Here is a 22893-nt window from a genome sequence, read left to right on the forward strand (position 1 = left end):
TGGTTCAGTTCGTTACCGCAACGGCGATGAGCGAACGGACCTTGACGTCGGTTTCGACCAGGGGGCGCCCGAAACCGTGGGAGAAGCGGCTCGCGGCCCGGGTGTCGTGCATGTTGCGCACGATGTCGTCGGCAAAGTGCATCCGGTCCCGCTGGAAGATGAGGACATCGGTGCTGCTGCCGGGGCGGTAGAGGCTCTTGGGCACCCCTCGGCGAAGGAACATGCCGGGCTCGACGGGGCGCGGGGCCGTGTACCCCTCATAGCTGTAGCACTGCACGATCTGGCCGATCATGAGGGCCACCACCTCGATCATCGCCACGAGCCCCACGCCGGTTCCCCCCGGCACGTCGGTATCGATGACCGTCACCACCCGTCGGTTTTTGGAGAAAGGGGTCGCTTCGATGACGACGGCTCCCGGGTTGCATGAGTGGTAACCGCCGTCGATTTCATAGATGTCGCGCACCGTTCCCGCCACCGGGGTATGGTTGTAGTGGTATTTGTCCGGCGTCAGGCGGAACACGGCGAATTCCCCGCCGGTGAACGCCCGGAGCCATTCCTCCTTGTGGCGGCCCAGCAGCTCCTCGAAGTCGAAGAACTTTTCCTTGAGGAAGAGGGCCGAGGTGTCACGAAACGATCCGACCAGCACCCGGGCGTCAGCCGGCGAGACCACGGCCCACTGCACCTCGGGCATGGGACGGCACTGCTCGTAGCGGATCCTCCGTTCAAAGACCTTGCGGGGCGTGTCGAGGGACTCGGGCGGATCGAGGCACTCGTCCAAGTCCACTCCGCATTCTTCCAGAAAACGGCGGTTGCTGCCGAAGGGGAGGTCGAAGTTGATGAAGCCGAGCAGACCCGACGACCAGCTACTGGTGGCCATTTTAAAGAGAAACGGCGCGTTTTCCCGCGCCCCGTGGTAGAGGAGCCGGATCAGCCGGTCGCCGAAGAGTCGTTCGTTGCAGACAGATCCGCTTTCACGTTCGATGTATTGATGCTGGTCAATCATTGCAAGTGCCTCACCTTGTGGGCGTTGATACGTGCTGCGGCATGCTCTGTATCGTTCGCAATACTGGCAATAACCAGCGCGATGACCGTCCGCAGCGACTCGGCCGGCAGGTTTTCGTCGAGTAGGTCGCGCCTGACTCGCCGAAGGTAGGAGGCGCCGCCGCCTCCGCCGGTCAGATCAGCCAGGAGTGTGGCGGTCGAAGAATCACCTTCCGTCGCCTGCCGGTCGAGGGCAGTGAGCCGTTCTTCGAGCATGTCGAGGGCCTCGCTCAGGTGTCTGAAGCGAAGCCCTTGCCGATAAAACGATTCCGCCCCCCGGTTGAAATCCGCGGCAGGGGTTGCCATAGCCGAGCGAGTGCCGGTTCCGGCCAGGATTCCCCGCGTGAGCCGTCCCGCCGCGGTAAGGCGGTCAGGGAGCTCCAGCCGCGCGGTCAGTTCCTCCATCCTCTCTTTCATCCCCAGCATCTCGATCAGGTCTGCGCCATCGGTCATGAGGGTGCGCACCAGGGCACGGCGGTATTCCTCCACCCGGACCCGAAGGTAGCCCGGGTAGCGCCGGCTCTGCCTGCTGCCGTCCGTCCGTTCGAGAATCGACCTGAGGAGCCGGTTGCGGGTGGCCCGGCGGATGTAGATGGTGGGGACTCCCATGGCCGCGGCGAAGAAGATCTGGCGACGCTCGCTCTCGATGACCGGATTGTCGGGGATGTCCCGGTGGCTCAGTTTCCCTTCCGCCATGAGCTTGTAGGCAAAGAGGATGACCAGATTCTGGAGGTCGGCGGCGCCCCCCAGGTCGTCTTCAAAGGACTCGAAGAGGCTGTAGTGGCGCCCCTCGAAGCCGGAGAAGCCCACCACATGCTTCTCGCGGAGCTTGCAGAGGAGATAGACCGACATCTGAGCGTCGAATATCCCCAGCTCGGCCAGATCGCGCCGCAACCGGTCGCCGTTGCCGACCCTGCCGTCCAGGGCCGGGCTGCGAGTGGTGGAGAGGAGGCTTACCAGGTAGTCGATGAGGCGGAAGTCCGGCACGACGTCGCCGGTGAGGCCGAAGAGCCTGCTGATGGAACGGTCGAGCCATTCGGGGCCGAAGGGGGTGATGACGTTGCCGAAAAAGGAGAGCCGCGCCTTTTTTCGCCACCGCCGCCAGAGCATCCGCAGGTGGGTGTAGTCCAGTTCGTGGGGGAGGAATCCCAGGGCCCGCTCCGGGTGAAAGTCGGTGAATCCGAGCCGGTAGGGGGCTGCCGTATAGGTACCGACGAAGAGGGGGAGAAAGTGTTCCGTCGCCTTGATGACCAGATCCCCCAGGTGTTTCTCGTGATGGGGCGTGAACCCGGAGGAGGGATCATCGAGGGCGGCGCCCAGCCGCAGGCTTCCCAGGGAGAGGTGGGTGCCGTTGTTGGCGAGGCTTACGTCAGAGACGCTCGGCAGCACCACCAGGTTGTTCTGGATGATCCCCGCGTCGCGCAGCTTGGCCACGGTGTTGAGGCGGCTGCGGGAGAGGACCTGGTGGCAGAGGTGCATGTAGCGGTGTTTCTCTTCCCCCCGGTCCCATCCGGAAAGGCAGGGGCTCATGAAGAGATCCCGGTAGAAGGAGTCGGCGATGAGGCCGTTCAGCTCCTTCTGGCGGACCGGCGGATGGGGTGCCAGATAAACCATGGCCCGTTGTCCGTTGGCGGAGAGGCCGAAGGCGGTATTGGCGTACATGATCAGGAGTTGCGTCAGAAGATAGCGGATGGCCTTCTCCCGGGCCACCCCCTTGCCCGGACCGCTGCCGGAAGCAGTGGTGACCACGTGGAACGAGAAGGTCTCCGGGGAGGTGTTGTCGTTGAGGAAGTGCCCCATGAGGCGCTCCCCCGTGGCACGGATGGCGGGATGGGCGCTGGTGCCGGCGGCATCGGCCAGGGCCAGCTTGATGAGGTAGCTTACGGGGAGGCGAAGCCACTGTTCGCCGTCTTTCAGGGCGATGAAGCGTCCCGCGTCGCTCCGCTCCCCCGAGGCAAGATCGGACTTGTTCGCCCTGAGATCGGCGGTGAAGACCCGATCGGCAAAGGGTGAGAGCATCCGGCGGGGAAACCGCACCCAGCTGTTCTCCCAGACCTGTTCGCGGTTGCGGGAGAGAAAGCGCTCCAGACCGGACACGGCGCTCCGAGGCGCTTCTCCGGCAGCGGCGCGCCGGGCGATGGCGGCAAAATAGACCGATTCCTCGATGGCAAGGGGAAGGTCGACGTCTCCCCGTTGTCCGGCGACTGCCGCCTGAAGTTCGGTTTCAGTGCCGGCGGTGGTGTCGCCGGCGGCAAAGGGGAGCGACGGGGCTCGAACCCCTCCATTCTGCAACTCGGTACCTATTCGGGCCAGGATGTCCGGTATGGGCTCCGACTGTACGGACTCGGTCCTGATGTTATTCAACAAGTGCAAGGCATTGTTGTTCGATTGCGACAAGAGGCCCTCTCGTTCGGTATGTAGCGAGACATAAATTGCTGCAAGATACTATTTACCGGCTCCTGATGCCTGCTGTTAACGCCAGGTGAATGTTCTATGCAGCAGGCCGGTAGCAGGTGCATACGCCGCACTCGCATTCGTGCAGTTCAGCGACCCCATGCACCAGTTCCAGCTCGCTCTCCGCAAAGGAGGAGCAGTACCCTTCCAGATTGAACCGGTACACCACCCCTTCGCCCTGGTCATTGGATATTCTGGCCGTGGTCCCCGGTTCCAGTTCTTCCCTTTCATCCTTCCTTCCGATGAATCGTACGAGATCGCCTTTGACTAACATGCGCATTTCCTCCTCACTCGTTTTACGTGGCTGACAAATAGAGAGTACCGGGCCGGTGTTGCCGTGAGGTGACGGTCAGGAAAAAACCGTGAAAAATTGAGATGTGGACCCACCACCGCCCCCGAGAATGGCTGATGTGCCGTGGTGATGAATTTGGCAAAAATTAATAATCCTGTCGTTCCAATGTAACAGTCCGGGCGTAGGCTTGCCTGCATCGGAACCATCGGTACCCACTCTACTGACGAGGTGAACCATGCACGCGAGAACCGAACGGATACTCTGGATGCTTATTGCCTCGGTGGCGCTTTTGATGTTTGTGGCCACCCTCCGTACGACGGGGAATCACCTTTCGCTGGAGAGGGAACGTTCCGCGGTAATCGGGCTCGTCTCCACCCAACAGCAGGGCGAGGGAACTTTGACGGAGGTGGCTGCCAGATGACGGCGCGCCACGACACAAGGCCGGAACAGGGAGGGTCACGATGAAGATATTGGTCACCGGCGGTGCCGGCTACATAGGAAGTCACGTGGTGAAGGCCCTTGGCCTGGAGGGGCATGAGCTGCTCGTGTACGACAACCTCTCCACGGGGCACGAGTGGGCGGTCATGTACGGCACTCTCGTCAAGGGAGATCTGGAGGACCGGGCTCTGCTGGAAAAGGTCTTCCGCGAGTTCCGTCCCGACGCGGTGATGCACTTTGCCGCATCCATCCAGGTGGAGGAATCGGTTCGCCGGCCGCTTCTCTACTACGGCAACAACACGGCCGGCACCCTGAATCTCCTCGATGTAATGGTCAGGACGGGGGTGCGATGCCTGGTGCATTCCTCCACTGCGGCGGTCTACGGGATTCCGGATGTGGTGCCGGTCGCCGAAACCGCTCCCCTTGCTCCCATCAACCCCTACGGCTCATCAAAGGCCATGGTGGAAAAAATTCTTGCCGACCTTGCACTGGCCGAGGATTTCCGCTACGTGGCCATCCGCTACTTCAATGTGGCCGGCGCCGATGTGGCGTGCCGCCTGGGCCAGGCCTACCGTGAGGCGACTCACCTCATCACCCGGGCGCTCAAGACCGCCCACGGCCAGTACGAACGGCTCCAGATCTTCGGGACCGACTACCAGACTCCCGACGGCACCTGTATCCGTGATTACATCCACGTGGACGACCTTGCCGCCGCCCATGTTCTGGCCCTGGATTACCTGACTGAGGGAGGCGCGAGCGAGATCGTCAACTGCGGCTACGGGCACGGATTTTCGGTGCGTGAGGTGATCGAGGCCGTGGCGCATGTTACCGGCACCCCTTTTCCGGTAGAGGAAACGGGGCGGCGGCCGGGTGACCCGCCGGCCCTGGTCGCGGACAGCTCCAAACTCCGATCCCTCATGAAGTGGGAGCCCCAATACGACAATCTCGACTTCATCATCAGGACTGCCTGGGAATGGGAGCTGGCTCTCAAGCGGAGGGAGTCATGTGCGGCATAGTTGGCTACACGGGGCGTCAGCCGGCGGTCCCCGTCATCCTCGAAGGTCTGCGGCGCCTGGAGTACCGGGGGTATGACTCGGCAGGCATCTGCACCATGAATGGCCACGGCGCCGAAATGCTTCGCTGCGAAGGGAAGCTGGCGAACTTGGAACGGCTTCTGACGGAAACGCCCCTGGGGGGAACCATCGGCATCGGCCACACCCGCTGGGCCACCCACGGCCGGCCGTCGGAGAAGAACGCCCACCCCCACCGGGCAGGCGAGGTCTTCGTGGTCCACAACGGGATCATCGAGAACCACCGGGAGTTGAAGGAGAAACTGGAACGGCTGGGGCACTCGTTCCGCAGCGACACCGATACCGAGGTCATCTCCCACCTCATCGAGCACAACATGAAGCTCGGGTCCGATTTCGAAACCGCTGTCCGCGAGAGCCTGCGGGAACTCCGGGGAGCCTACGCCCTCTGCATCCTCTGCGAGGGGATGCCCGGCACCCTGATCGCCGCCCGTAATGGCTCCCCACTGGTGGTGGGGCTCGGCGAACGGGAGTTTCTGGTCGCCTCCGACATCCCGGCGCTCCTCTCCCACACCCGCCGGGTAGTCTTCCTGGATGACGGTGAGGTGGCCCTCTTCTGCGACGGCGAGGCATCGTTGACCCGCATCGACGGCCGTCCCGTGGCCAAGGAGCCCACCACCATCGACTGGACCCCGGTCATGGCCGAGAAGGGGGGCTTTCGCCATTTCATGCTCAAGGAGATCTTCGAGCAGCCCCGGGCCATTGCCGACACCATCGCCGGTCAGGTCTTCGAGGAAGAGGGGGCCGTATTCCTGGATGAACTGAAGATGACCGACGACGAACTGGCGCAGGTTTCCCGGGTGGTCATCGTTGCCTGCGGCACCTCGTGGCACGCGGGTCTCGTGGGAAAGTTTCTCCTTGAAGACCTCTGCCGGCTGCCGGTGGAGGTGGAGATCGCCTCCGAGTACCGCTACCGCAATCCGGTGGTGGGGGAGGAGAGTCTGGTGCTGGCCATCTCCCAGTCGGGAGAAACCGCCGACACCCTGGCAGCCCTCAGGGAAGCGAAGCTGCGGGGCGCCCGCACCGCCACCATCTGCAACGTGGTCGGCTCATCCATCGCCCGTGAGGCCCATGGCGTCATTTACACCCACGCCGGCCCCGAGATTGGCGTCGCCTCCACCAAGGCCTTCGTTACCCAACTGGCGGCGCTCCATCTTCTGGCCATCCGGCTCGGCCGGACCGTGGGGACCATCTCCCGGGAGAAGGGGAGGGAGCTGATCGGTTCCCTGGTGAAGCTTCCCGGCCTCGTGGAAGAAACCCTCCGGATAGCGCCCGTTGTGGAGGCGGTCGCCCGCGGATGCCATCATGCCCGCGATTTCCTCTACCTGGGGCGTGGCTCCTGCTACCCCGTGGCCCTGGAAGGTGCCCTCAAGCTCAAGGAGATCTCCTACATCCACGCCGAGGGGTACCCGGCGGGCGAGATGAAGCACGGCCCCATCGCCCTCATCGACGAGCAGATGCCGGTAGTGGTCCTGGCGCCGCGAAACGCCCACTACGAAAAGACCATCTCCAACATGGAGGAAGTCATCGCCCGGGGGGGCCGGGTCATCGCCGTCGCCACCGAGGGGGACGACACCCTGGTCGCCAAGGCGGAAATCATGCTGGAGATTCCCGAGGCGCCTCCGGAACTTCTTCCCATCCTCGCCACCGTGCCGTTGCAGCTTCTGGCCTACCACGTGGCGGTGCTGCGGGGGAACGACGTTGATCAGCCGCGGAACCTGGCAAAGAGTGTGACGGTTGAATGAAGGGCATGAATTTGTCAGGTGGCTCTGCTTCAGAACCAGCAATGTATTGAAAAGAGGTAGGAACGTGAAAAAAGCACTGATTACCGGCATCACCGGTCAGGATGGCTCCTACCTGGCGGAGTTGCTGCTGCAAAAGGGTTACGAAGTCCACGGCATGATCCGCCGTTCGTCATCCTTTAACACAGGTCGGATTAACCACATCTACCGCGATCCACACGAAAAGGACGTCCGGTTGTTTTTGCACTATGGTGATCTCAACGACGCCAGTTCCATCAACACCCTGCTGCGCATCGTCCAACCGGACGAGATCTACAATCTTGGTGCCCAGAGCCATGTCCGGGTCTCATTCGATGTGCCGGAATACACCGGAGAGGTGGATGCCCTGGGAGCGGTACGGATACTCGAGGGAATCCGGGAAACCGGACTTAATACCAGATTTTATCAGGCGTCATCTTCTGAACTCTATGGAAAGGTCGTTGAGACACCACAGCGTGAATCGACTCCATTTTACCCCCGGTCCCCCTACGGTTGTGCCAAGGCTTATGCCTACTACATCACCCAGAACTATCGCGAAAGCTACGACATTTACGCCTGCAACGGCATTCTCTTCAATCATGAGTCACCTCGGCGTGGCGAAACCTTTGTTACCCGAAAGATCACCCGGGCGGCGGCCCGGATCAAGTTGGGGCTCCAGAACTGTCTCTATCTGGGGAACCTGGATGCAAAACGGGACTGGGGATTTGCCGGAGATTACGTTGAAGCGATGTGGCTGATGCTGCAACAGGAGCAGGCGGACGACTATGTTATCGCCACCGGCGAGACCTATATGGTCCGAACCTTCGCCGAAAAGGTTTTCGCCCGCCTTGGGATGCCGCTTGAATGGGGGGGGAGCGGCGATCGGGAAGAAGGGGTTGACACCGCTACCGGCAAGCCTCTGATTCGCGTTGACTCCAAATATTTCCGTCCCGCAGAGGTTGACTTGCTACTGGGAGACCCATCAAAGGCAAAGCGGGTGCTCGGCTGGCAACAGCAGACCAGCTTTGACCAGTTGGTCGCCATGATGACCGATGCCGATCTGGCGCTGGCAGAGCGGGAAATGCGCGCCAATGGATAAATTGAATGTAATGTTTGTGTTCGGAACTCGCCCCGAGGCCATAAAAATGGCGCCGTTGGTGAAGGAACTGCAGAAGCAAGCCGGACAGTTCAAGACCATAGTCTGTGTATCCGCGCAACATCGGCAGATGCTCGATCAGGTGCTCCAACTCTTTGACATCAGGCCCGAGTATGATCTCGACATCATGAAGCCGGGGCAGGACCTCTTCGATATCACCAGCAACGTGCTCCTGGGACTGAAGCCTGTCTTGACGAAAGAACAGCCCGATATCCTGCTTGTCCACGGTGACACCACTACGACAATGTCGGCGGCCCTTGCCGCCTACTATTGCCGGATTCCTGTCGGTCATGTTGAAGCAGGGCTGCGAACCTATAATAAATTTTCGCCTTTTCCCGAGGAAATGAATCGCAGAACGGCCGGAGCATTGACGGATCTTCACTTCGCACCCACCGAAACTGCCCGTCGAAACCTTCTGAGCGAAGGGGTGGCGGACACTTCTATCTTCGTGACAGGCAATACCGTAATTGATGCGCTTTTTTCGGTCATTGGCGAAATCAACGCCAATAGGGAGCTTAAAGAAAGCCTGTCCACCCAATTCCAGTTTCTCGATCCCCATAAGAGGCTGATACTGGTAACCGGCCATAGAAGAGAAAATTTCGGTGCTGGTTTTGAAAGTATATGCAGGGCTATTGCGCGAATAGCCGAGAGATATCCGGACGTGGAGATTCTCTATCCAGTGCATCTGAATCCGAATGTACGTGAACCGGTCAGGCGTCTCCTGGGTAATGGAAAGCTATCCAACGTCCATCTTATCGAACCTGTTGATTATCTGCCCTTTGTTTACCTGATGGCTCAATCGTATCTCATCATTACCGATTCCGGTGGCGTGCAGGAAGAGGCCCCATCCCTGGGAAAGCCGGTGCTCGTGATGCGCGATACCACCGAACGCCCGGAGGCAATTGGTGCCGGAACGGTCAAGCTGGTTGGAACCCGTGAGGAGTCCATTTACCGCGAGGCAGCCCGCCTACTTGATGCCGCGGACGCGTATCAAGTCATGTCGCAGGCTCTCAATCCGTATGGTGACGGCCGGGCGGCAGAACGAATCGCGAAATGTCTTGCTGATTTCCCCAACACCTGCATGGGCGGACAGCTGGCATGAACATGAATGCGATTATCCTCTCCTGGTGCCCGAATATACTTTCGTCAACCCTGGAGCGTATCAGAAGCTCCAAGGTTGGCTACCGATTTGCGAAGGGAATGTTCTGGTCTTTGACCGGGTCCTTGATTTCAAAGGGAATGGGGCTTTTATCCTCCATTCTGGTCGCCAGAATGATAGGAAAATCAGTTTTTGGTGAATTGGGTGTCATTCAGAATACCATCGGGATGCTTGGTACATTTGCGGGGTTTGGTCTGGGATTGACCGCCACAAAATTTATCGCCGAATATCGGTCTGCGGATCCGGAGAGAGCCGGACGAATCAGGGGGCTTTCAAGCGCATTTGCCTGGGTCACCGGCACACTTGCATCATCGGTGCTGTTTATGTTCGCTCCCTGGCTTGCGAAACATACCCTTGCCGCGCCCCACCTTGCAGACCTCCTGCGGATTTGCTCATTGCTTCTGTTTCTTACTTCGATCAATGGCGCTCAGACCGGCGCGCTTTCCGGTTTCGAGGCATTCAAGACGGTAGCAAGAATCAACCTTTGGTCCGGGTTCGCCAACTTTCCCTTGATGGTTGGTGGTGTTTATGTCGCAGGGCTCAGGGGCGCGGTGTGGGGGATGATTGCCGCGGCTGGAGTGAACTGGCTGCTCAATCATCTTGCCATCCGGCGGGAATGCAGAATTGCAGGAGTACCATACACATACAAATCCTGCTGGGAAGAACGGGGAGTACTCTGGCGGTTCAGCCTGCCTTCGGTTATGGGTGGGGTGCTTATCGGTCCGGTGATGTGGGGTGCAAGCGCATTGCTGGTCAACCAGCCTAACGGCTATGCGGAGATGGGAGTCTACAATGCAGTCATGCGCATCAAGCAGGTGCCCGAACTGGTTCTCGGTATGGTCATGGTCCCACTTCTTCCGATTCTGAGCGAACAGTTCGGCAACCGGTCTTTCGGGCAGTACAACAAAACCCTGAGATATGCATTCACGTTGTCTCTTCTGGTGCTCGTTCCGGTCTCTCTCGTTCAGATAGCGGTACCTGACGTAACCCTTATGCCCTATGGGAAGGAATTCAATGGAAACCGTCAGGTAGTGCAGTGGCTGATGATTCATTCCATACTCGTCGGATTGTTCTATCCTTTTGGGACTATTGTGGCGAGTATGAACAGGATGTGGTTCGGATGGGCTTACAACATGATGTGGAGCGTCTTGTATTTCAGCTGCTCCTATCTGCTGATTCCTGAAAGCGGCGCCAAAGGGCTTTGTATTGCGTTCTCAATTGCACACCTTGTGTCCTGCATATTCATGACTGTCTATGTCTACTGCAAGGAGCCAGACTATTTTCAGGAATTACCATTCCTTCGATTCGTATTCATTACTGTTATGGCAGTAGGTATCTGCTTCATAGCTGAAAAAACCATGACTCCCATTCTGTCAGGTTCGATAAGTGCCATTATAATTGTTGTATATATAATGTTATTGAAAAATAGTTTAACAAATCCAAGTACAATAAGGACTACTGTCGATGCTGAGACTACCGTTTCCAGTTCGTAATCCAGTTAAATACATACATTGGTCACTTCATTATGATTATTCCCCGACGGGATGTGAGGTGTTGCCGCGTGAAATAGAGCAGTATTTCCCGCTCATGAGAAAGCTGAGGTCGTTCAACAGGAATGTGCCGCACTCGGCAAGAATCGATGAGCGTTTCCCCACGGTAGGGTGGGTTAGTTGGGATGAGGCGACCCTTCTCTACAACTACGGAAAAATGTTTAACGGCAAGAAGATGCTCGAAATCGGCTGCTGGGTTGGGTGGTCAACCGTCGCTCTGGCGCTGTCCGGACTCAAGTTGACCGTTGTTGACCCTGTTTTGGAAAACATGCCTCAAGGCGATGCCTGCCGGGATTCTCTTGCTCGCGCCAGGCTCATGAATTCGGTAGATCTGGTGCCCGGGTTTTCCCCTGCAAAGGTGGAGCAGCTTTCCCGGCAGGGAGAATCGTGGGATATCTTTTTTATTGACGGCAATCATGATGGCGATGCGCCGTTGCAGGACGCCAGGATGTGCGCGGAGTTAGCACCGGAAGACAGCATTATCCTTCTTCATGATCTGATTCAGCCAAACATCGCCGAAGCTCTGCTCTGGCTCCAGAATAATGGCTGGCAATGCGGCGTCCATTACACATCGATGTTCATGGGAGTTGCCTGGCGCGGGAATCGAAAGCCGATACAGCATACTGCGGATCCCAGGATAAACTGGCAGAAATTGATCGATGGATCCTATCCCCATCTTCGCTCCTTTCAACGGATATAGCTGGGTCCTCAATGAGAATTGCTTACATAGTCACAGATCTTGGACGTGGAGGGACGCAAGGCTGGGTGGAGTATTCCGCCTTGGAACTGGTGAAATATGGCCATTCCATTACCATAATAGCCGAAAACACGCCGCACGACAGGAAAGCAAAATTTGAAGAACATGGAATAGTAGTGCGCGCCTTTGAGAGACCTGCAAGCCGCTCAGATTATTGCCGGATAATTCAGGAAGCTCGCGCCGACGTAATCCATTTGCATGTTTGGGAACGGTTTTCCGAACTGATTCAGTTGCGCGAACTATGCAATGTCCCTGTTTTGCTCTCGTACCACAGTGTTCCTAAAATCGGTTGGAAACAGTGGGTTGCAAGGATAATCAAGCCATCTGTCAACCACTGGGATATGTACGACTGGTTCACTCTAAAACAGGCACGACAGTATATAGATGCTCATATTGGCTGCTGCAAAGCCTCTGCCGGAGGAATCCGCAATAAATACTGGCCGTTTATGGGGAAACGGGTTTTTCCCCTTCCCAATGCAATACCTTTTCCCGAAGCGAATATGGCGAGTGTCATCAGCGGTCCGCCCAAATTCCTGCAGGTCGGGGCACTGAATGAACGGAAAAATCCGTTTCTGACCTTGAAGGCCTTTCACAATATTCAACGTCGCATTTCGGATTCGACCCTTACCTTCGTGGGCGGCGGCCCCCTCTTTGAGGAATTGAAGGGGTATGTTCACCAGATGGGTGTCGAGAACGTGTTCCTTGTTGGAGAAGTGCAGGATCCGAGCCCCTATTACATGGCAAGCAACATCCTGGTCCAACCGAGCAGGTCTGAAGGGCTGCCGTATACGCTCATAGAAGGTGCCGGGCGCGGAATGGCGCTTATCGCATCGAACGTGGATGGAAATCCGGAAATCTGCATTGCGAAACGGAATGGTCTTCTATTGCCGGATATAAGTGAAAATGCCTTGCAGGAGGCAATGCTCAATTTGGCACTGAATCATGAAGAAAGAAGCCGAATGGGTAGTTGTGGACGGAGACTCGTCGAAGAGAATTTCAGCATGAAGCTGTTCGTAAAAAGGCTTCTCAAAATTTACGAGACAGTAATAGAGCGTAAGCCATGTCCAGCCAGTTAAATCACGGCACGTTGCCAAAAATTTCGATTGTTACCCCCAGTTACAACCAGGCCCAGTATCTCGAAGCCACCATGAGATCCATCCTGGATCAGGGGTATCCTGATCTGGAATACATAGTCATGGACGGTGGAAGTACCGATGGTTCGACCGAGATCATACAAAAATATTCAGATCGCCTGACCTACTGGGAAAGCGCTCCGGATAAGGGGCAAGCGGATGCCATATTCCGTGGATTCGAGCGGGCCACGGGTGAAATTTTCTGCTACGTCAATTCAGATGATCTGCTTTTGCCGGGTTCCCTGGAAATGGTTGGCAGATGGTTCAGGGAGCATCCCGACGAAGAGTGGGTGGTCGGCGGAACGATACTGATCGATGGGTTGGGCATACCGATCATCCGTTCGCGCAGGGGGCTTCCCGAGGCTGATCTCGGCGTCAAAGTCACCTTCAAGCGCCTTTTGCTGCACAATTGCGGCGGATTTCATCAGCCGGCGAGCTTCTGGAGGCGCAGCGCATTCGAGCAAGCAGGGGGCTTCGACAGGACCCTGCGCTTCTGTTTTGATTACGACTTATTTTTCCGCTTGGCCAAGCGCAGGCCGAGCGGCCGGATACGGTCTTTTCTGGCTGCCTTCCGTTATCACCCGGCGAGCAAAACCAGCACCCTGGAAAGCGTATTTCGTGAAGAGAATGAAACGCTTTGGAGGCGGTATGGAAGGTATTTGTATTCAGAAAATCAGATAAGGAATTTCGCCCATAAACAAACTACTCGCGATATGTGGAACAACAGGATCATAAAGTTAGGATTTTATTTAAAGATTCTCAATGTATCAAATGCGATTGGATCGTAACTTACCTTTGAAGGGAATTAGATGTTAACGTTTTTTGTCATATTTATCGGCATAGTGACATTATTTAAACCTATTGTCGGAATTATATCTTTATTGTTATTGGAATGTTCATTTGTTCTGCCGTCTGTGTTCACAAATGTCAGCTTTATTGTCACAGGCACGAGCTCTGCAACCATACTTATATTATGTTTGTTTATTCGTGCAATTATTAGTTATAAATCTAAAACTGTAAATAAATTCGATGCACGATTGTTAATAATATTGATTGGCTGGTTGTTTGCATCAGCTAGTCTTGCTTTTCTGATTAACCAATCAACCAAATGGGATCTGATTACTGTCACTTTGCAAACTGCAATATTTTATATTTTGCCTTTAGCAGTCTCAACCCTTTCAGCTAAAGAACGAAAATTGCTGGCAAACATTACTATTTTGTTAGCTGTGTTGTTTGCTCTAATCCACCTCGGCATATTATGGACAAAAAATGGAAAGCTGGTTGCAAAATACTATTTCCTGCCAAAGGGGATGAATGATGCTTACGGAGTATCCGAAAACATAGCCACCAGTTCTGGGATGTTCTATGTACCTAGGGCGTCAGCGTTGATAATGATAACAACTGCATTTCTGGCGGGCAGAATTTTGCTTAAATCATACAAAAATGTTTTCGGATTATTCTTGCTGCTGTCATCTTTGGTTATTTGTCTCATATGTTCAATATCGTTTGCGCAACGGTCTTTCGTGTTGATATTGCCTTTAGTTATGCTGATCTATGCGGGACTTTCCTTTAAGAGAAGGGGGGGCATAGCCACTGTATTTGTCATGATCATACTGGTTGGTGGTGGATATGCAGTTATCAGGAATGCGTCAGCAAAGTCGAATTTTACTGCAGTGATGGAAAAGCGGCTTGCAGAAGCTGCCAAAGTGGGAAGTCTGGACCCAAGGAATGCAAGGATTGCTGCAAACCGCGATGCTCTCGAATCTATTGTAGAATCACCCTTATGGGGGATCGGCTCAATCGTTTCGAGCACAAGAAGCCAGGATGCGCATAGTATCCTGCGGGTAGGCTTTATGGGGGGACTACCGGCAATTCTTATGGTTTTGGTTTGGATATCTACTCAATTCTTAAGGTTTGCCAAATTGTTGAAAAAATGTGGTGAACCAAATCTGGGGCTTTGTCTGTCTGCATTCTGCGCAGTAATGTGCGCCTGCTTGATGATGCTGCTGAACACGGTTCCATACCTGTTTTATTCAATGAATCTGGTCCCGTTCGGCATTTTCGTCGGGCTGTTCATAAGTGAGTACACAGATATGGCAAACAGCAGAATGAGGAATGATAGTGTCAAAGAACCTTTTGATACATACGTTTCGCCGGCCTGATGACGGCGCCTTTATCAGGGTTAAAAATCTCAATACGGCTATTGCTGAAATAACTGCTGGACATTGCCACGAGGTAGTCCTTGTGTCAGTGCGTCACTTTCGCGAAATCTTTAAGAACGATAGAAATACGCGAATTTTCGAACGGAGACTTATTCTCCCTATCCTCTGGACAAACCGTCATCTTCTTGCACGCACATGGAATGGTTTCAGTTCATGTATTGCAGGCTTGATTCTTGCCACCTTCTTGCGGCCTGACATTGTTGTCGGGGAAACCAGCGCGTCGTGGAAACTGGCCAAGGCAACCAAGTTTTGGCGGCAGAGAGCCAAACTGATAATGGACCTCCACGGCGCAGGGCCTGAAGAGGTGTTATTCCATAATCCAACGTCAAAACTACATGAATCCGTTTACAGCTATGAGTCTAGGCTGGAGCAAGAAATAGCTCTTAATGCTGATTTTATCACTTGTCAGTCTGTCAACATGATTGAACATCTAATAATAAAGTATCCTGCGACACGTGCCCGGTTCCATCCGTTTCAATGCTCTGTGAGATCAGAGCTCTTCAGGATGGATCTTGATACGCGATCATATTACAGGCAAAAGCTTCAGTTGAATGACGGTGAAACCTTGTTCGTGTATTGTGGTTCCGTTCATAAGTGGCAGAACGTGCATTACTCAGTAAACGTTTTTGCCGAGTATCTCAAGTGCTCCGCAACTGCTGCCAAATTGTTGATCATGTGTCCGAATCCGGATGCTGAGCTTTGCAATCATGCCTATTCGCTTGGTTTGTCCGATGATGATTTCAGAATAATTGCAGTCCCCCATGAAGAAGTGCCTGCTTATCTTAACGCTGCAGACATCGGATTTTTGATCCGGGATGATGGCGTCGTAAATCGAGTCGCTTCGCCGACAAAACTCGGAGAATATCTTGCCTGTGGCCTTTCGGTTATTGTTGGCAATGTTGCAAATTCATGGTCGTCCGCCAGGCTTGATTCATCATGCTTCTGCTTTGTTGATCTTGACAATGCGGCTGGAGCAGCAAATACAATCCTTCGATTTGTGGATTCAAAAAGCGATGACCCTATGTCAGTCAAGCAAAGTGCCACCTCACTCGCCGGACTTTCATTGTCCACCACGACAGAGACTGAGCGGTTGAAAATGTTCATGAAGCACAGTGTTATGGAGCAGATTTCTTGAGAATAGCCCTTGTAACAAATACATTTCTACCTTTAACGGGTGGAGGAGAATTCGTTGTCCATCATCTTGGCAACCAATGGAGCATGCAGGGACATGATGTCTGCGTATTCAATTCATTGACGGCAGAGGTTGCTCACCCTGAGGCTCTTTATAAGGTAATGCGTTATAAGATCATGCGCGGCGCAACGCGATTCGGTTATCATAGATTCCCATGGGTAAATGTCAGCACAAGAAGTTTGAACAGACAGATAAACTACTTTAATCCTGATTTTGTATCAGGACATTTTTCTATTCCTGTAGCTTTGTATCTTGATAATTTGAAGCCAAAACGAATCTGGAGTATTACCAGCCACGGTTCCGATATTGTGCGTAATGACGTAAACTCACAACGCGACCAGTACGATATTGACAACAAACTGGCAAATTCCCTCAATAATGCAAGTTCAGTAATTGCCATCAGTAACAGTGCAAAAGCTAATTTGTTGGATATTGGAGTAAAACCTTCGCTCATACGAGTAATACCAAATGGCGTAGAGCTGAATAGATTTAAAACTAAGGCAAATACAAATATCAGGGAGATGTTCAATATCCCCGAACATAAAAAATTGGTATTAACCGTTGGCAGGAACTCTCTGGTTAAAAACCTTGGACTTGGGATAAATGCTGTCGCTGAAATTGCAAAATCAAGAAGCGACATACATTATCTGATAGTAGGCGGTGGTACATCACAATTGAACGAAACAATTATTAATAGAGGGTTACGCGACACCGTTACGACATGTGAAAACCTTGCTGGCGAAAGTCTAGTAGCGGCATATCAGCAGTCCGACATCTTTCTGTCAACCTCCAATTATGAATGCTGTCCGTTGGTCATACTTGAGGCCATGGCTTCAGGATTACCAATAGTCGCAACTCAAGTGGCCGGTAATGTCGATTTGATAGATAACGAGGTGAACGGCCTCTTGGTGGGACGCAATAATCATATGCACATAGTCAATGCTATTACAATGCTGATAGCAGATAAACGCCTCTGCCATAGTATATCGACCACAAACTATGATAAAGTCAGCGACTATAGCTGGGATACTGTCAGCCGGAGTTATCTGGAACTTCTTCAATAGAATCTTAACCCATGGAAATTATGGACACCGAGCCGAATAGAAAAGATATATTTCCTCAATATTCGATTTGCATCAGAACATTGGGCACCAGCGCTGACAGGTTTGAAGCGCTGTTGAAGAGTATAGATGGATTAACCATACCACCGAACGAAATCATAGTCGTCTTGCCCCATGGCTATCCTGCTCCTCCCGAACTCAGGGGTAATGAACTGGTTGTTTATTCGGGCAAGGGAATGCTTGCTCAACGGATCAAGGGGATCGAAAGCGCAGGAAACGATCATGTCCTGTTGTTGGACGATGATGTGGAGTTTGAACCTGAAACCATGAACAAGCTCATGCTTGCCATGGCAAAATATGGTGCCGATATTGTTTATCCTATTAACAGGACGCTTCTTCCAACGCCGGGCAAGGCATGGCTTCGCCTTATCACCATTCAAGCGATTGCGCGAAAAAATCAGGATGTATTTATTCGCATGCTCCCCACCGGTGGGTATTCGTACCTGAATAAGGATCCGTTAACTCCGCTCCCGAGTGAGAGCTGTCCTGGCATGCTGTTGCTTGCAAAACGATCAGCTCTGTTGGCAATAAATCTTGACGAGGACGTGTGGGTTGATTCCTCGCCCTATGGTTTCCGTGACGATGCGATACTTTCATACAAAGCTCACTTGGCTGGTTATCGGATATTTGCGGTGCCCGATGTGCTGACGCGTCACTTGTGCGGTTCCACGAGGCTTGATTCAATGAGAGCAGTATATTCAGCGTTTTCCGTTGGATGTAATAGTTTTGTCTTCTGGAAAAAATATATCTTTGTGAGAGGCAACACAGCATTCAAGAAGCTTCTGCTTGCTGCACTATTTGCTTGGTCGGTGATAAGTTTAGGTCTGCTTTACATGGTAAATTCTGTTCGTAATCGCAATTTGTCTATTGTTTTTGCTTATGTTAAAGGCAATCTCTGCGGTATGACAAAGAACTCTAAAAGTATAGCCATGAATGCGTGATTTGAGGAATGCCAATGAATATTGTTCAGGTTATACCAAGTTTCAATGTGGGTGGCGGTGAGTTGTTGGCGGTCAGACTTTGCGCTGAAATTAAAAATCAAAGACCTGATTATAAAGTGACACTGATCAGCTTGTACGACCCGATACCATCTATTGTATATGACGAAGCTCTTGCTTCTGACGCACAAATCGTAACATTGGGGAAGAAAAAAGGCTTTGATCCGTTTACGCCATTACGGATGCTTAAAACCCTCCGTGCCATCAAGCCGGATGTAATTCACACTCACTTGGCAGGGCTTCGCTATACACTTCTCGCAGGAGTGTTGGGTAATTATTCCCTGAAGGTTCATACAGTTCACAACTTAGCAACTCATGAGACATTCGGATTTTTGAAGAACGTACACAGAGTTGCTTTTAAATTCTTTTCTTGGATACCCGTATCTTTGTCCAAGGAAGTACAAGACAGCGTCAGGGATATGTATTGTTTAGAGTCAGTTATAGTAAATAACGGGATTAAAACAAATAGCGAAATTATCAATAAAAGCAAAGAAGATATCAGAAAGCATTATGGACTTCCGCTTAATAGTAAAATAATTATAACAATAGGCAGGCTTTGCACACAAAAGAACCAGTTACTGTTGATAGAATCTTTTAATAAAGTATGTAAAAATGCTGAAAATTATACTTTGTTGATAGTCGGAGAAGATAATTTGAACGGCAGTTATAAAAATAAGATTGATAAAATAATATCTGAATTGCCAGATATAACCAGAGAGAACCTACATCTCCTTGGTCCAAGGAAAGATATTCCAGAGTTGTTGATTGCTTCAGATGTTTTTGTTCTCTCATCAGATTGGGAGGGGGTGCCTTTAACGCTCCTTGAAGCCATGGGGTACGGTACTCCGGTCGTCTGCACATCTGTCGGTGGTATTCCGGACGTTATTGAGCACGGATTTGATGGTCTGCTCGTTTCGAAAGGTGACTCTAAAAGTCTTGGTAATGCGATTATCGAGGTTTTATCAAACAATTCTTTTGCTTCGAGTCTTGCCCATAATGCTCGAAAAAAGTTCTCACAATTATATTCTATTGAGATGACAGCTGAGAAGTACTTACAATTATATAATGCCTGATTTGATGACGCCAATATGGAATGGGAATGGAACCAGATAAGAAGGTATGCATAATCGGACCGTCTCCTGACAGCCCCTATCAAGGAGGGGTTGCCACTCATATCAGTACGTTGAAGACACTTGCCTGTTTCAAGGATGCTGAAGTCATCGATCCTGGTTCCATCCATTCCAACAATAAAACTGGCATTGTCTCAATATTCCGCTCACTGACAGGATTGAAGCAAAGAATATTGTTGGGGCGCTTCACTCATGTTTTCGTGAACACCTCCATCTATACCGGCTCTATCATCAAGTTGCTGCTGATTCTTGCGATTTTGCCGAATGCAGACAATACAAAAATACATGTATTTTATCATGGAGGCAGATTCCAGTCCTTACCCGCATGGCTGTCGGTACTTCTTTCAACTCTGTGTTTGCGACTGATGCACAAGGTACGAATGCATCACTTTTTAAGCAAAATTCAGCAGGAGGGTTTTGTACCTGTATGCAAAGGTTGTAGTGTCGGTCTGTTTGCCAATTATGCCCAGGGAGACGACATCTGGCTAAGACACTTGAAGTCCCAAAATGCTCCTCTTAAACTCCTGTTTGTGGGGCGGTTAGTGAAAGAAAAGGGAATATTCGAAGCGCTGGAGGCTTTCAACAGGCTGCATGGCGCCGACGGACAGGTTGAGTTGACGGTTGCGGGAGATGGCCCTGCTTATCCTGAACTTTCTACGATGTGCAAATATATTTCTGATGGTGCATTACGGTTTCTGGGGCATGTGTCGGGAGAGACTCTGGAACAGGCATATAGAGAAGCTGATTTGTTGGTCATTCCATCGTATCACGAAGCATTTCCCTATGCCGCAATCGAAGCCATGCGTGCCGGGTTGCCCATGATTTCTACGAGCTCGGGAGCACTGGAGATGTTGGTCGAGGACGGGGTTACCGGTTTTAAAATCCCGCCCCGCGATGTTTCCGCACTGGAGAAGGCAATCCGCACCATACTGGAAAATCGGGAGTTGCTCAAACCTATGTCTGATAACTGCTACGAGTATTTCAAGGCCCACTTAAGTAAATCGGCTGCAGAACAGTATTACTCCCGGCTACTTGGCACATGTACCGTTGCCTGACTTCATGACTGCCGCAATTGTCCACAAGCTGATCCTCCTTCTTTTGGTATTCGTATATTCGTTTACCGCCCTGGTTCCTTCCACGTACTCCGCTACAAACATGGCCATCGGCAAGGCATACACGGTCACTCCAATTCAAAACTACAAGCTGACAGCAGGGCCGGATGACAGGACCTCCCTTACGGACGGCAAATACAGCTCAGGCTATTTCTGGACCCGGAAATCGACAGTGGGGTGGCAGGGTGCAAAAAGAATTGAAATACTGATTGATCTCGGAAAAGTAGCGGATATCGGCGGATTGTCGTTCAATACCGCACGCGGACAGGGAGCGGGCGTGTACTTCCCCGCCCATGTGTATGCATTCGTCGGAACTGACAAGGATCATTTTTCCTATGTGGGGGATATTGTCAAAAGCCCGGACAATACGCCAGGCCATTACAAGATCAAGAAGTTCGAGCTGTCAGGCATCAATACAAAGGGAAGGTATCTGCTGCTGGAGGTTATCCCGAGAGGGAATTTCGCCTTCTGCGATGAGATCGAGGTTTTTGCCGGTAACAGACCAACTAATATCGTCGGCTCTATGGATATGGAGGCGGTACGGAGCTTTGGCAGCCAGCTGGAACGGCTCGATATAGAAAAGGAATTTATGATCGGGCTCCTGGACGCGGCAATCAGGGAGCCTGGCAACTCCATTAGGTCCGATATGCAATTATCCGCAATCAGGCAGAGCATAAACGCCCTCTCCGGTATCGACGAAACCGGGTCAATCGAGACTGCGATTTTTGCTCAGCGTGGCGACGCGCTCCGTTCGCGATTTTCGGGAAGGCGATTCCTTTTGGAATCAGTCAACCCTTGGGCACCGATGTCACCGATTTCCGCGCCCCTTGACAACCCTCCGAACGGCATAGCTTTAACGATGCCGCAGGGCGGCTATGATTATGCATCCTTTGTGCTTACGAACCTGGCGGCAACCCCTCAGAAGATAATCATTCGACCGGAGAGTATGGCGAAGGAGGCTCCCAGCCTGGCTGTATATTATGTGCCGTTTGTGAAAAGCGCTGCGATGGAATTTGTTGCCGATCCGCTTGTACCAGTGAACTCCGGTTTTACACTGCGTCCCGGCGAATCACGGATGATATTTCTGGCAGCACATGGGGCATATCCCGGCAAATGGCAGAGCACTCTGAAAGTCGCTATAGGCGCAGATGTCAGTTCGGTCCCCCTGAATCTTTATGTAGCAACCACTGCTCTCCCCGCTAGATTCTCCTGCAATGCGATTAACTGGGGTTATCTCGATTTCAAGCCCATCAGAGAGCATAAGGCTGATGCGGTGAAAGACCTGTTTGCACATCATGTCAATATCGCGGTTATTCCCCCGTGGTATATTCCCTTTAATTCCCCGGCTAAAATTCGTGATCTGCTCAGGATTGAAAATTACCTCCGTTTGAGTAGCGGGGCTTCCAAGGTTTTATTTTTTTTGAATTTCAATGAAAACAAAAAGCTGACTGCCAACAATAACTATGCGTACCTGAGTTCCGAGTGGAAGGATTGGTTCAAAGAGCTCTATCGTACGCTGGTCAAGAGTGCCGCACGAGCCGGATTCTCCGAGGAGCAACTGTATCTTTATCCTTTCGACGAGGTGCACGGAAAGGATATCGATCGGTTTGTGGCATTCGCTTCCTGGGCCAGAAAGGAAATCCCGTCGATAAAGTTTTACGGGACTCTGGAGAGGAAGGAAGCCCTGAGGGTCTTGCCTTACCTGGATATAGCCCAGGTAATCGACCGTGATGATCTGTTGGAGGGTGCAAGGCGTTCAAAGAAAGAGATATGGATATACGGCGCGGCCGACAATACGAAATCGCTTTCTCCCTATTCCTACTATCGACTCATGGCATGGAAAGCGTTTTATCTGGGATTCAAAGGGGCCGGTTTCTGGAATTATGCCGATATCGGTTCAGGCGATAACCCTGGGAGTGCCTGGGATGATTTTGATGGTGACCGTCCGGACTTTGCAGTGATCTATGAAGGGGCCAACGGCGGTATTGTTTCGAGTCGCCGCTGGGAGGCCTGGCGTATGGGCGTTGAGGATTACGAACTGCTCTCCATGTATGCAAAGTCCAAGGGGGAAGATGCGGCAAGGGCGCTGGCGAAAGGAGTTCTTTCAAATCCTGTTGACACCGGCAAGGCGGATGAGGCACGCCGCATCATTTTGCACGAACTGTCTCAATAAAGGATACGGTAGTGAAAGCAGAATCAGTGTCCCGCTATTTTCATACCCTTCGCCACCTGAAGCTTCGTCAGATGGCTTTTCGAGTTGTTCGCCGCCTCAGGCAGCCCTCGCTGCCTG

The 22893-nt window shown here is 52.6% G+C and carries 19 protein-coding genes; 16 read left to right on the forward strand and 3 right to left on the reverse strand.

Features of this window, described 5'->3' with window-relative positions; all coding sequences use genetic code 11:
• Positions 1–4 precede the first annotated feature (4 nt).
• The 3 genes from GMET_RS07465 to GMET_RS07475 form a co-directional block, all read right to left on the reverse strand.
• Entirely contained in the window at positions 5–1003 is a 999-nt protein-coding gene (locus GMET_RS07465) for a phosphatidylserine decarboxylase (protein ID WP_004511585.1), read from the reverse strand.
• Positions 1000–3405 carry a hypothetical protein gene (locus tag GMET_RS07470; RefSeq protein ID WP_315971674.1) on the reverse strand — a complete coding sequence of 802 codons (2406 nt, stop codon included), beginning with the start codon at positions 3403–3405 and terminating at the stop codon, positions 1000–1002. The genes GMET_RS07465 and GMET_RS07470 overlap by 4 nt, the downstream gene beginning before the upstream one ends.
• A gap of 127 nt (positions 3406–3532) precedes the next feature.
• Positions 3533–3769 (reverse strand): hypothetical protein, encoded by a 237-nt coding sequence (locus tag GMET_RS07475; RefSeq protein ID WP_004511583.1) that lies wholly within the window; start codon positions 3767–3769, stop codon positions 3533–3535.
• Between the two features lie 253 nt (positions 3770–4022).
• Between GMET_RS07475 and GMET_RS07480 the strand changes: the two genes are divergently transcribed.
• The 16 genes from GMET_RS07480 to GMET_RS07555 all read left to right on the forward strand — a co-directional run bounded on the left by GMET_RS07480 (position 4023) and on the right by GMET_RS07555 (position 22776).
• On the forward strand, positions 4023–4208 hold the full coding sequence (locus GMET_RS07480) for a hypothetical protein (protein WP_004511582.1): 186 nt from the start codon (positions 4023–4025) through the stop codon (positions 4206–4208).
• 40 nt (positions 4209–4248) lie between these two features.
• Positions 4249–5241: a UDP-glucose 4-epimerase GalE gene (galE, locus tag GMET_RS07485; RefSeq protein ID WP_004511581.1), complete on the forward strand. Its 993-nt coding sequence runs from the start codon at positions 4249–4251 to the stop codon at positions 5239–5241.
• The gene (gene glmS, locus GMET_RS07490; RefSeq protein ID WP_004511580.1) at positions 5229–7058 is read left to right on the forward strand and encodes a glutamine--fructose-6-phosphate transaminase (isomerizing); all 1830 of its coding nucleotides are present in this window, start codon (positions 5229–5231) and stop codon (positions 7056–7058) included. The genes galE and glmS overlap by 13 nt, the downstream gene beginning before the upstream one ends.
• 64 nt (positions 7059–7122) lie before the next feature.
• Positions 7123–8172: a GDP-mannose 4,6-dehydratase gene (gene gmd / locus GMET_RS07495; protein WP_004511579.1), complete on the forward strand. Its 1050-nt coding sequence runs from the start codon at positions 7123–7125 to the stop codon at positions 8170–8172.
• A 10-nt stretch (positions 8173–8182) separates the two neighbouring features.
• On the forward strand, positions 8183–9331 hold the full coding sequence (gene wecB, locus GMET_RS07500) for a non-hydrolyzing UDP-N-acetylglucosamine 2-epimerase (RefSeq protein ID WP_011365831.1): 1149 nt from the start codon (positions 8183–8185) through the stop codon (positions 9329–9331).
• Positions 9328–10881: an oligosaccharide flippase family protein gene (locus GMET_RS07505; RefSeq protein ID WP_004511577.1), complete on the forward strand. Its 1554-nt coding sequence runs from the start codon at positions 9328–9330 to the stop codon at positions 10879–10881. The genes wecB and GMET_RS07505 overlap by 4 nt, the downstream gene beginning before the upstream one ends.
• Positions 10882–10939: 58 nt before the next feature.
• Positions 10940–11638 (forward strand): class I SAM-dependent methyltransferase, encoded by a 699-nt coding sequence (locus GMET_RS07510; protein ID WP_238378991.1) that lies wholly within the window; start codon positions 10940–10942, stop codon positions 11636–11638.
• A gap of 11 nt (positions 11639–11649) precedes the next feature.
• Positions 11650–12771 carry a glycosyltransferase family 4 protein gene (locus GMET_RS07515; protein ID WP_004511575.1) on the forward strand — a complete coding sequence of 374 codons (1122 nt, stop codon included), beginning with the start codon at positions 11650–11652 and terminating at the stop codon, positions 12769–12771.
• Positions 12756–13616 (forward strand): glycosyltransferase family 2 protein, encoded by an 861-nt coding sequence (locus GMET_RS07520; protein ID WP_004511574.1) that lies wholly within the window; start codon positions 12756–12758, stop codon positions 13614–13616. Before GMET_RS07515 ends, GMET_RS07520 begins: the two co-directional genes overlap by 16 nt.
• A 21-nt stretch (positions 13617–13637) precedes the next feature.
• On the forward strand, positions 13638–14990 hold the full coding sequence (locus tag GMET_RS07525) for a hypothetical protein (protein ID WP_004511573.1): 1353 nt from the start codon (positions 13638–13640) through the stop codon (positions 14988–14990).
• Entirely contained in the window at positions 14944–16185 is a 1242-nt protein-coding gene (locus tag GMET_RS07530) for a glycosyltransferase (protein WP_004511572.1), read from the forward strand. The genes GMET_RS07525 and GMET_RS07530 overlap by 47 nt, the downstream gene beginning before the upstream one ends.
• Positions 16182–17306 carry a glycosyltransferase family 4 protein gene (locus GMET_RS07535; RefSeq protein ID WP_004511571.1) on the forward strand — a complete coding sequence of 375 codons (1125 nt, stop codon included), beginning with the start codon at positions 16182–16184 and terminating at the stop codon, positions 17304–17306. Before GMET_RS07530 ends, GMET_RS07535 begins: the two co-directional genes overlap by 4 nt.
• A gap of 11 nt (positions 17307–17317) precedes the next feature.
• Complete coding sequence (locus tag GMET_RS07540; RefSeq protein ID WP_011365834.1) at positions 17318–18304, forward strand: glycosyltransferase family 2 protein; 987 nt, start codon at positions 17318–17320, stop codon at positions 18302–18304.
• Positions 18305–18318: 14 nt separating this feature from the next.
• Entirely contained in the window at positions 18319–19434 is a 1116-nt protein-coding gene (locus GMET_RS07545; protein ID WP_004511569.1) for a glycosyltransferase, read from the forward strand.
• Between the two features lie 26 nt (positions 19435–19460).
• Entirely contained in the window at positions 19461–20546 is a 1086-nt protein-coding gene (locus GMET_RS07550; protein ID WP_004511568.1) for a glycosyltransferase family 4 protein, read from the forward strand.
• Positions 20547–20646: 100 nt separating this feature from the next.
• A complete protein-coding gene (locus GMET_RS07555) occupies positions 20647–22776 on the forward strand; it encodes a glycoside hydrolase domain-containing protein (protein WP_238378992.1) in 2130 nt (709 codons plus the stop codon).
• The last annotated feature ends 117 nt before the right edge of the window (positions 22777–22893 follow it).

The organism is Geobacter metallireducens GS-15, assembly GCF_000012925.1.
Lineage (GTDB): Bacteria > Desulfobacterota > Desulfuromonadia > Geobacterales > Geobacteraceae > Geobacter > Geobacter metallireducens.

Bases quoted from the DNA above. Each gene is read 5' to 3' on its own strand.
- GMET_RS07545 (WP_004511569.1), top strand. From the start codon at position 18,319: ATGAATATTGTTCAGGTTATACCAAGTTTCAATGTGGGTGGCGGTGAG.
- GMET_RS07555 (WP_238378992.1), top strand. From the start codon at position 20,647: ATGGCCATCGGCAAGGCATACACGGTCACTCCAATTCAAAACTACAAG.
- GMET_RS07505 (WP_004511577.1), top strand. From the start codon at position 9,328: ATGAACATGAATGCGATTATCCTCTCCTGGTGCCCGAATATACTTTCG.
- GMET_RS07530 (WP_004511572.1), top strand. From the start codon at position 14,944: ATGATAGTGTCAAAGAACCTTTTGATACATACGTTTCGCCGGCCTGAT.
- GMET_RS07475 (WP_004511583.1), bottom strand. From the start codon at position 3,769: ATGTTAGTCAAAGGCGATCTCGTACGATTCATCGGAAGGAAGGATGAA.
- glmS (WP_004511580.1), top strand. From the start codon at position 5,229: ATGTGCGGCATAGTTGGCTACACGGGGCGTCAGCCGGCGGTCCCCGTC.
- GMET_RS07525 (WP_004511573.1), top strand. From the start codon at position 13,638: ATGTTAACGTTTTTTGTCATATTTATCGGCATAGTGACATTATTTAAA.
- GMET_RS07465 (WP_004511585.1), bottom strand. From the start codon at position 1,003: ATGATTGACCAGCATCAATACATCGAACGTGAAAGCGGATCTGTCTGC.
- wecB (WP_011365831.1), top strand. From the start codon at position 8,183: ATGTTTGTGTTCGGAACTCGCCCCGAGGCCATAAAAATGGCGCCGTTG.
- GMET_RS07480 (WP_004511582.1), top strand. From the start codon at position 4,023: ATGCACGCGAGAACCGAACGGATACTCTGGATGCTTATTGCCTCGGTG.
- galE (WP_004511581.1), top strand. From the start codon at position 4,249: ATGAAGATATTGGTCACCGGCGGTGCCGGCTACATAGGAAGTCACGTG.
- GMET_RS07540 (WP_011365834.1), top strand. From the start codon at position 17,318: ATGGAAATTATGGACACCGAGCCGAATAGAAAAGATATATTTCCTCAA.
- GMET_RS07520 (WP_004511574.1), top strand. From the start codon at position 12,756: ATGTCCAGCCAGTTAAATCACGGCACGTTGCCAAAAATTTCGATTGTT.
- GMET_RS07550 (WP_004511568.1), top strand. From the start codon at position 19,461: ATGGAACCAGATAAGAAGGTATGCATAATCGGACCGTCTCCTGACAGC.
- GMET_RS07515 (WP_004511575.1), top strand. From the start codon at position 11,650: ATGAGAATTGCTTACATAGTCACAGATCTTGGACGTGGAGGGACGCAA.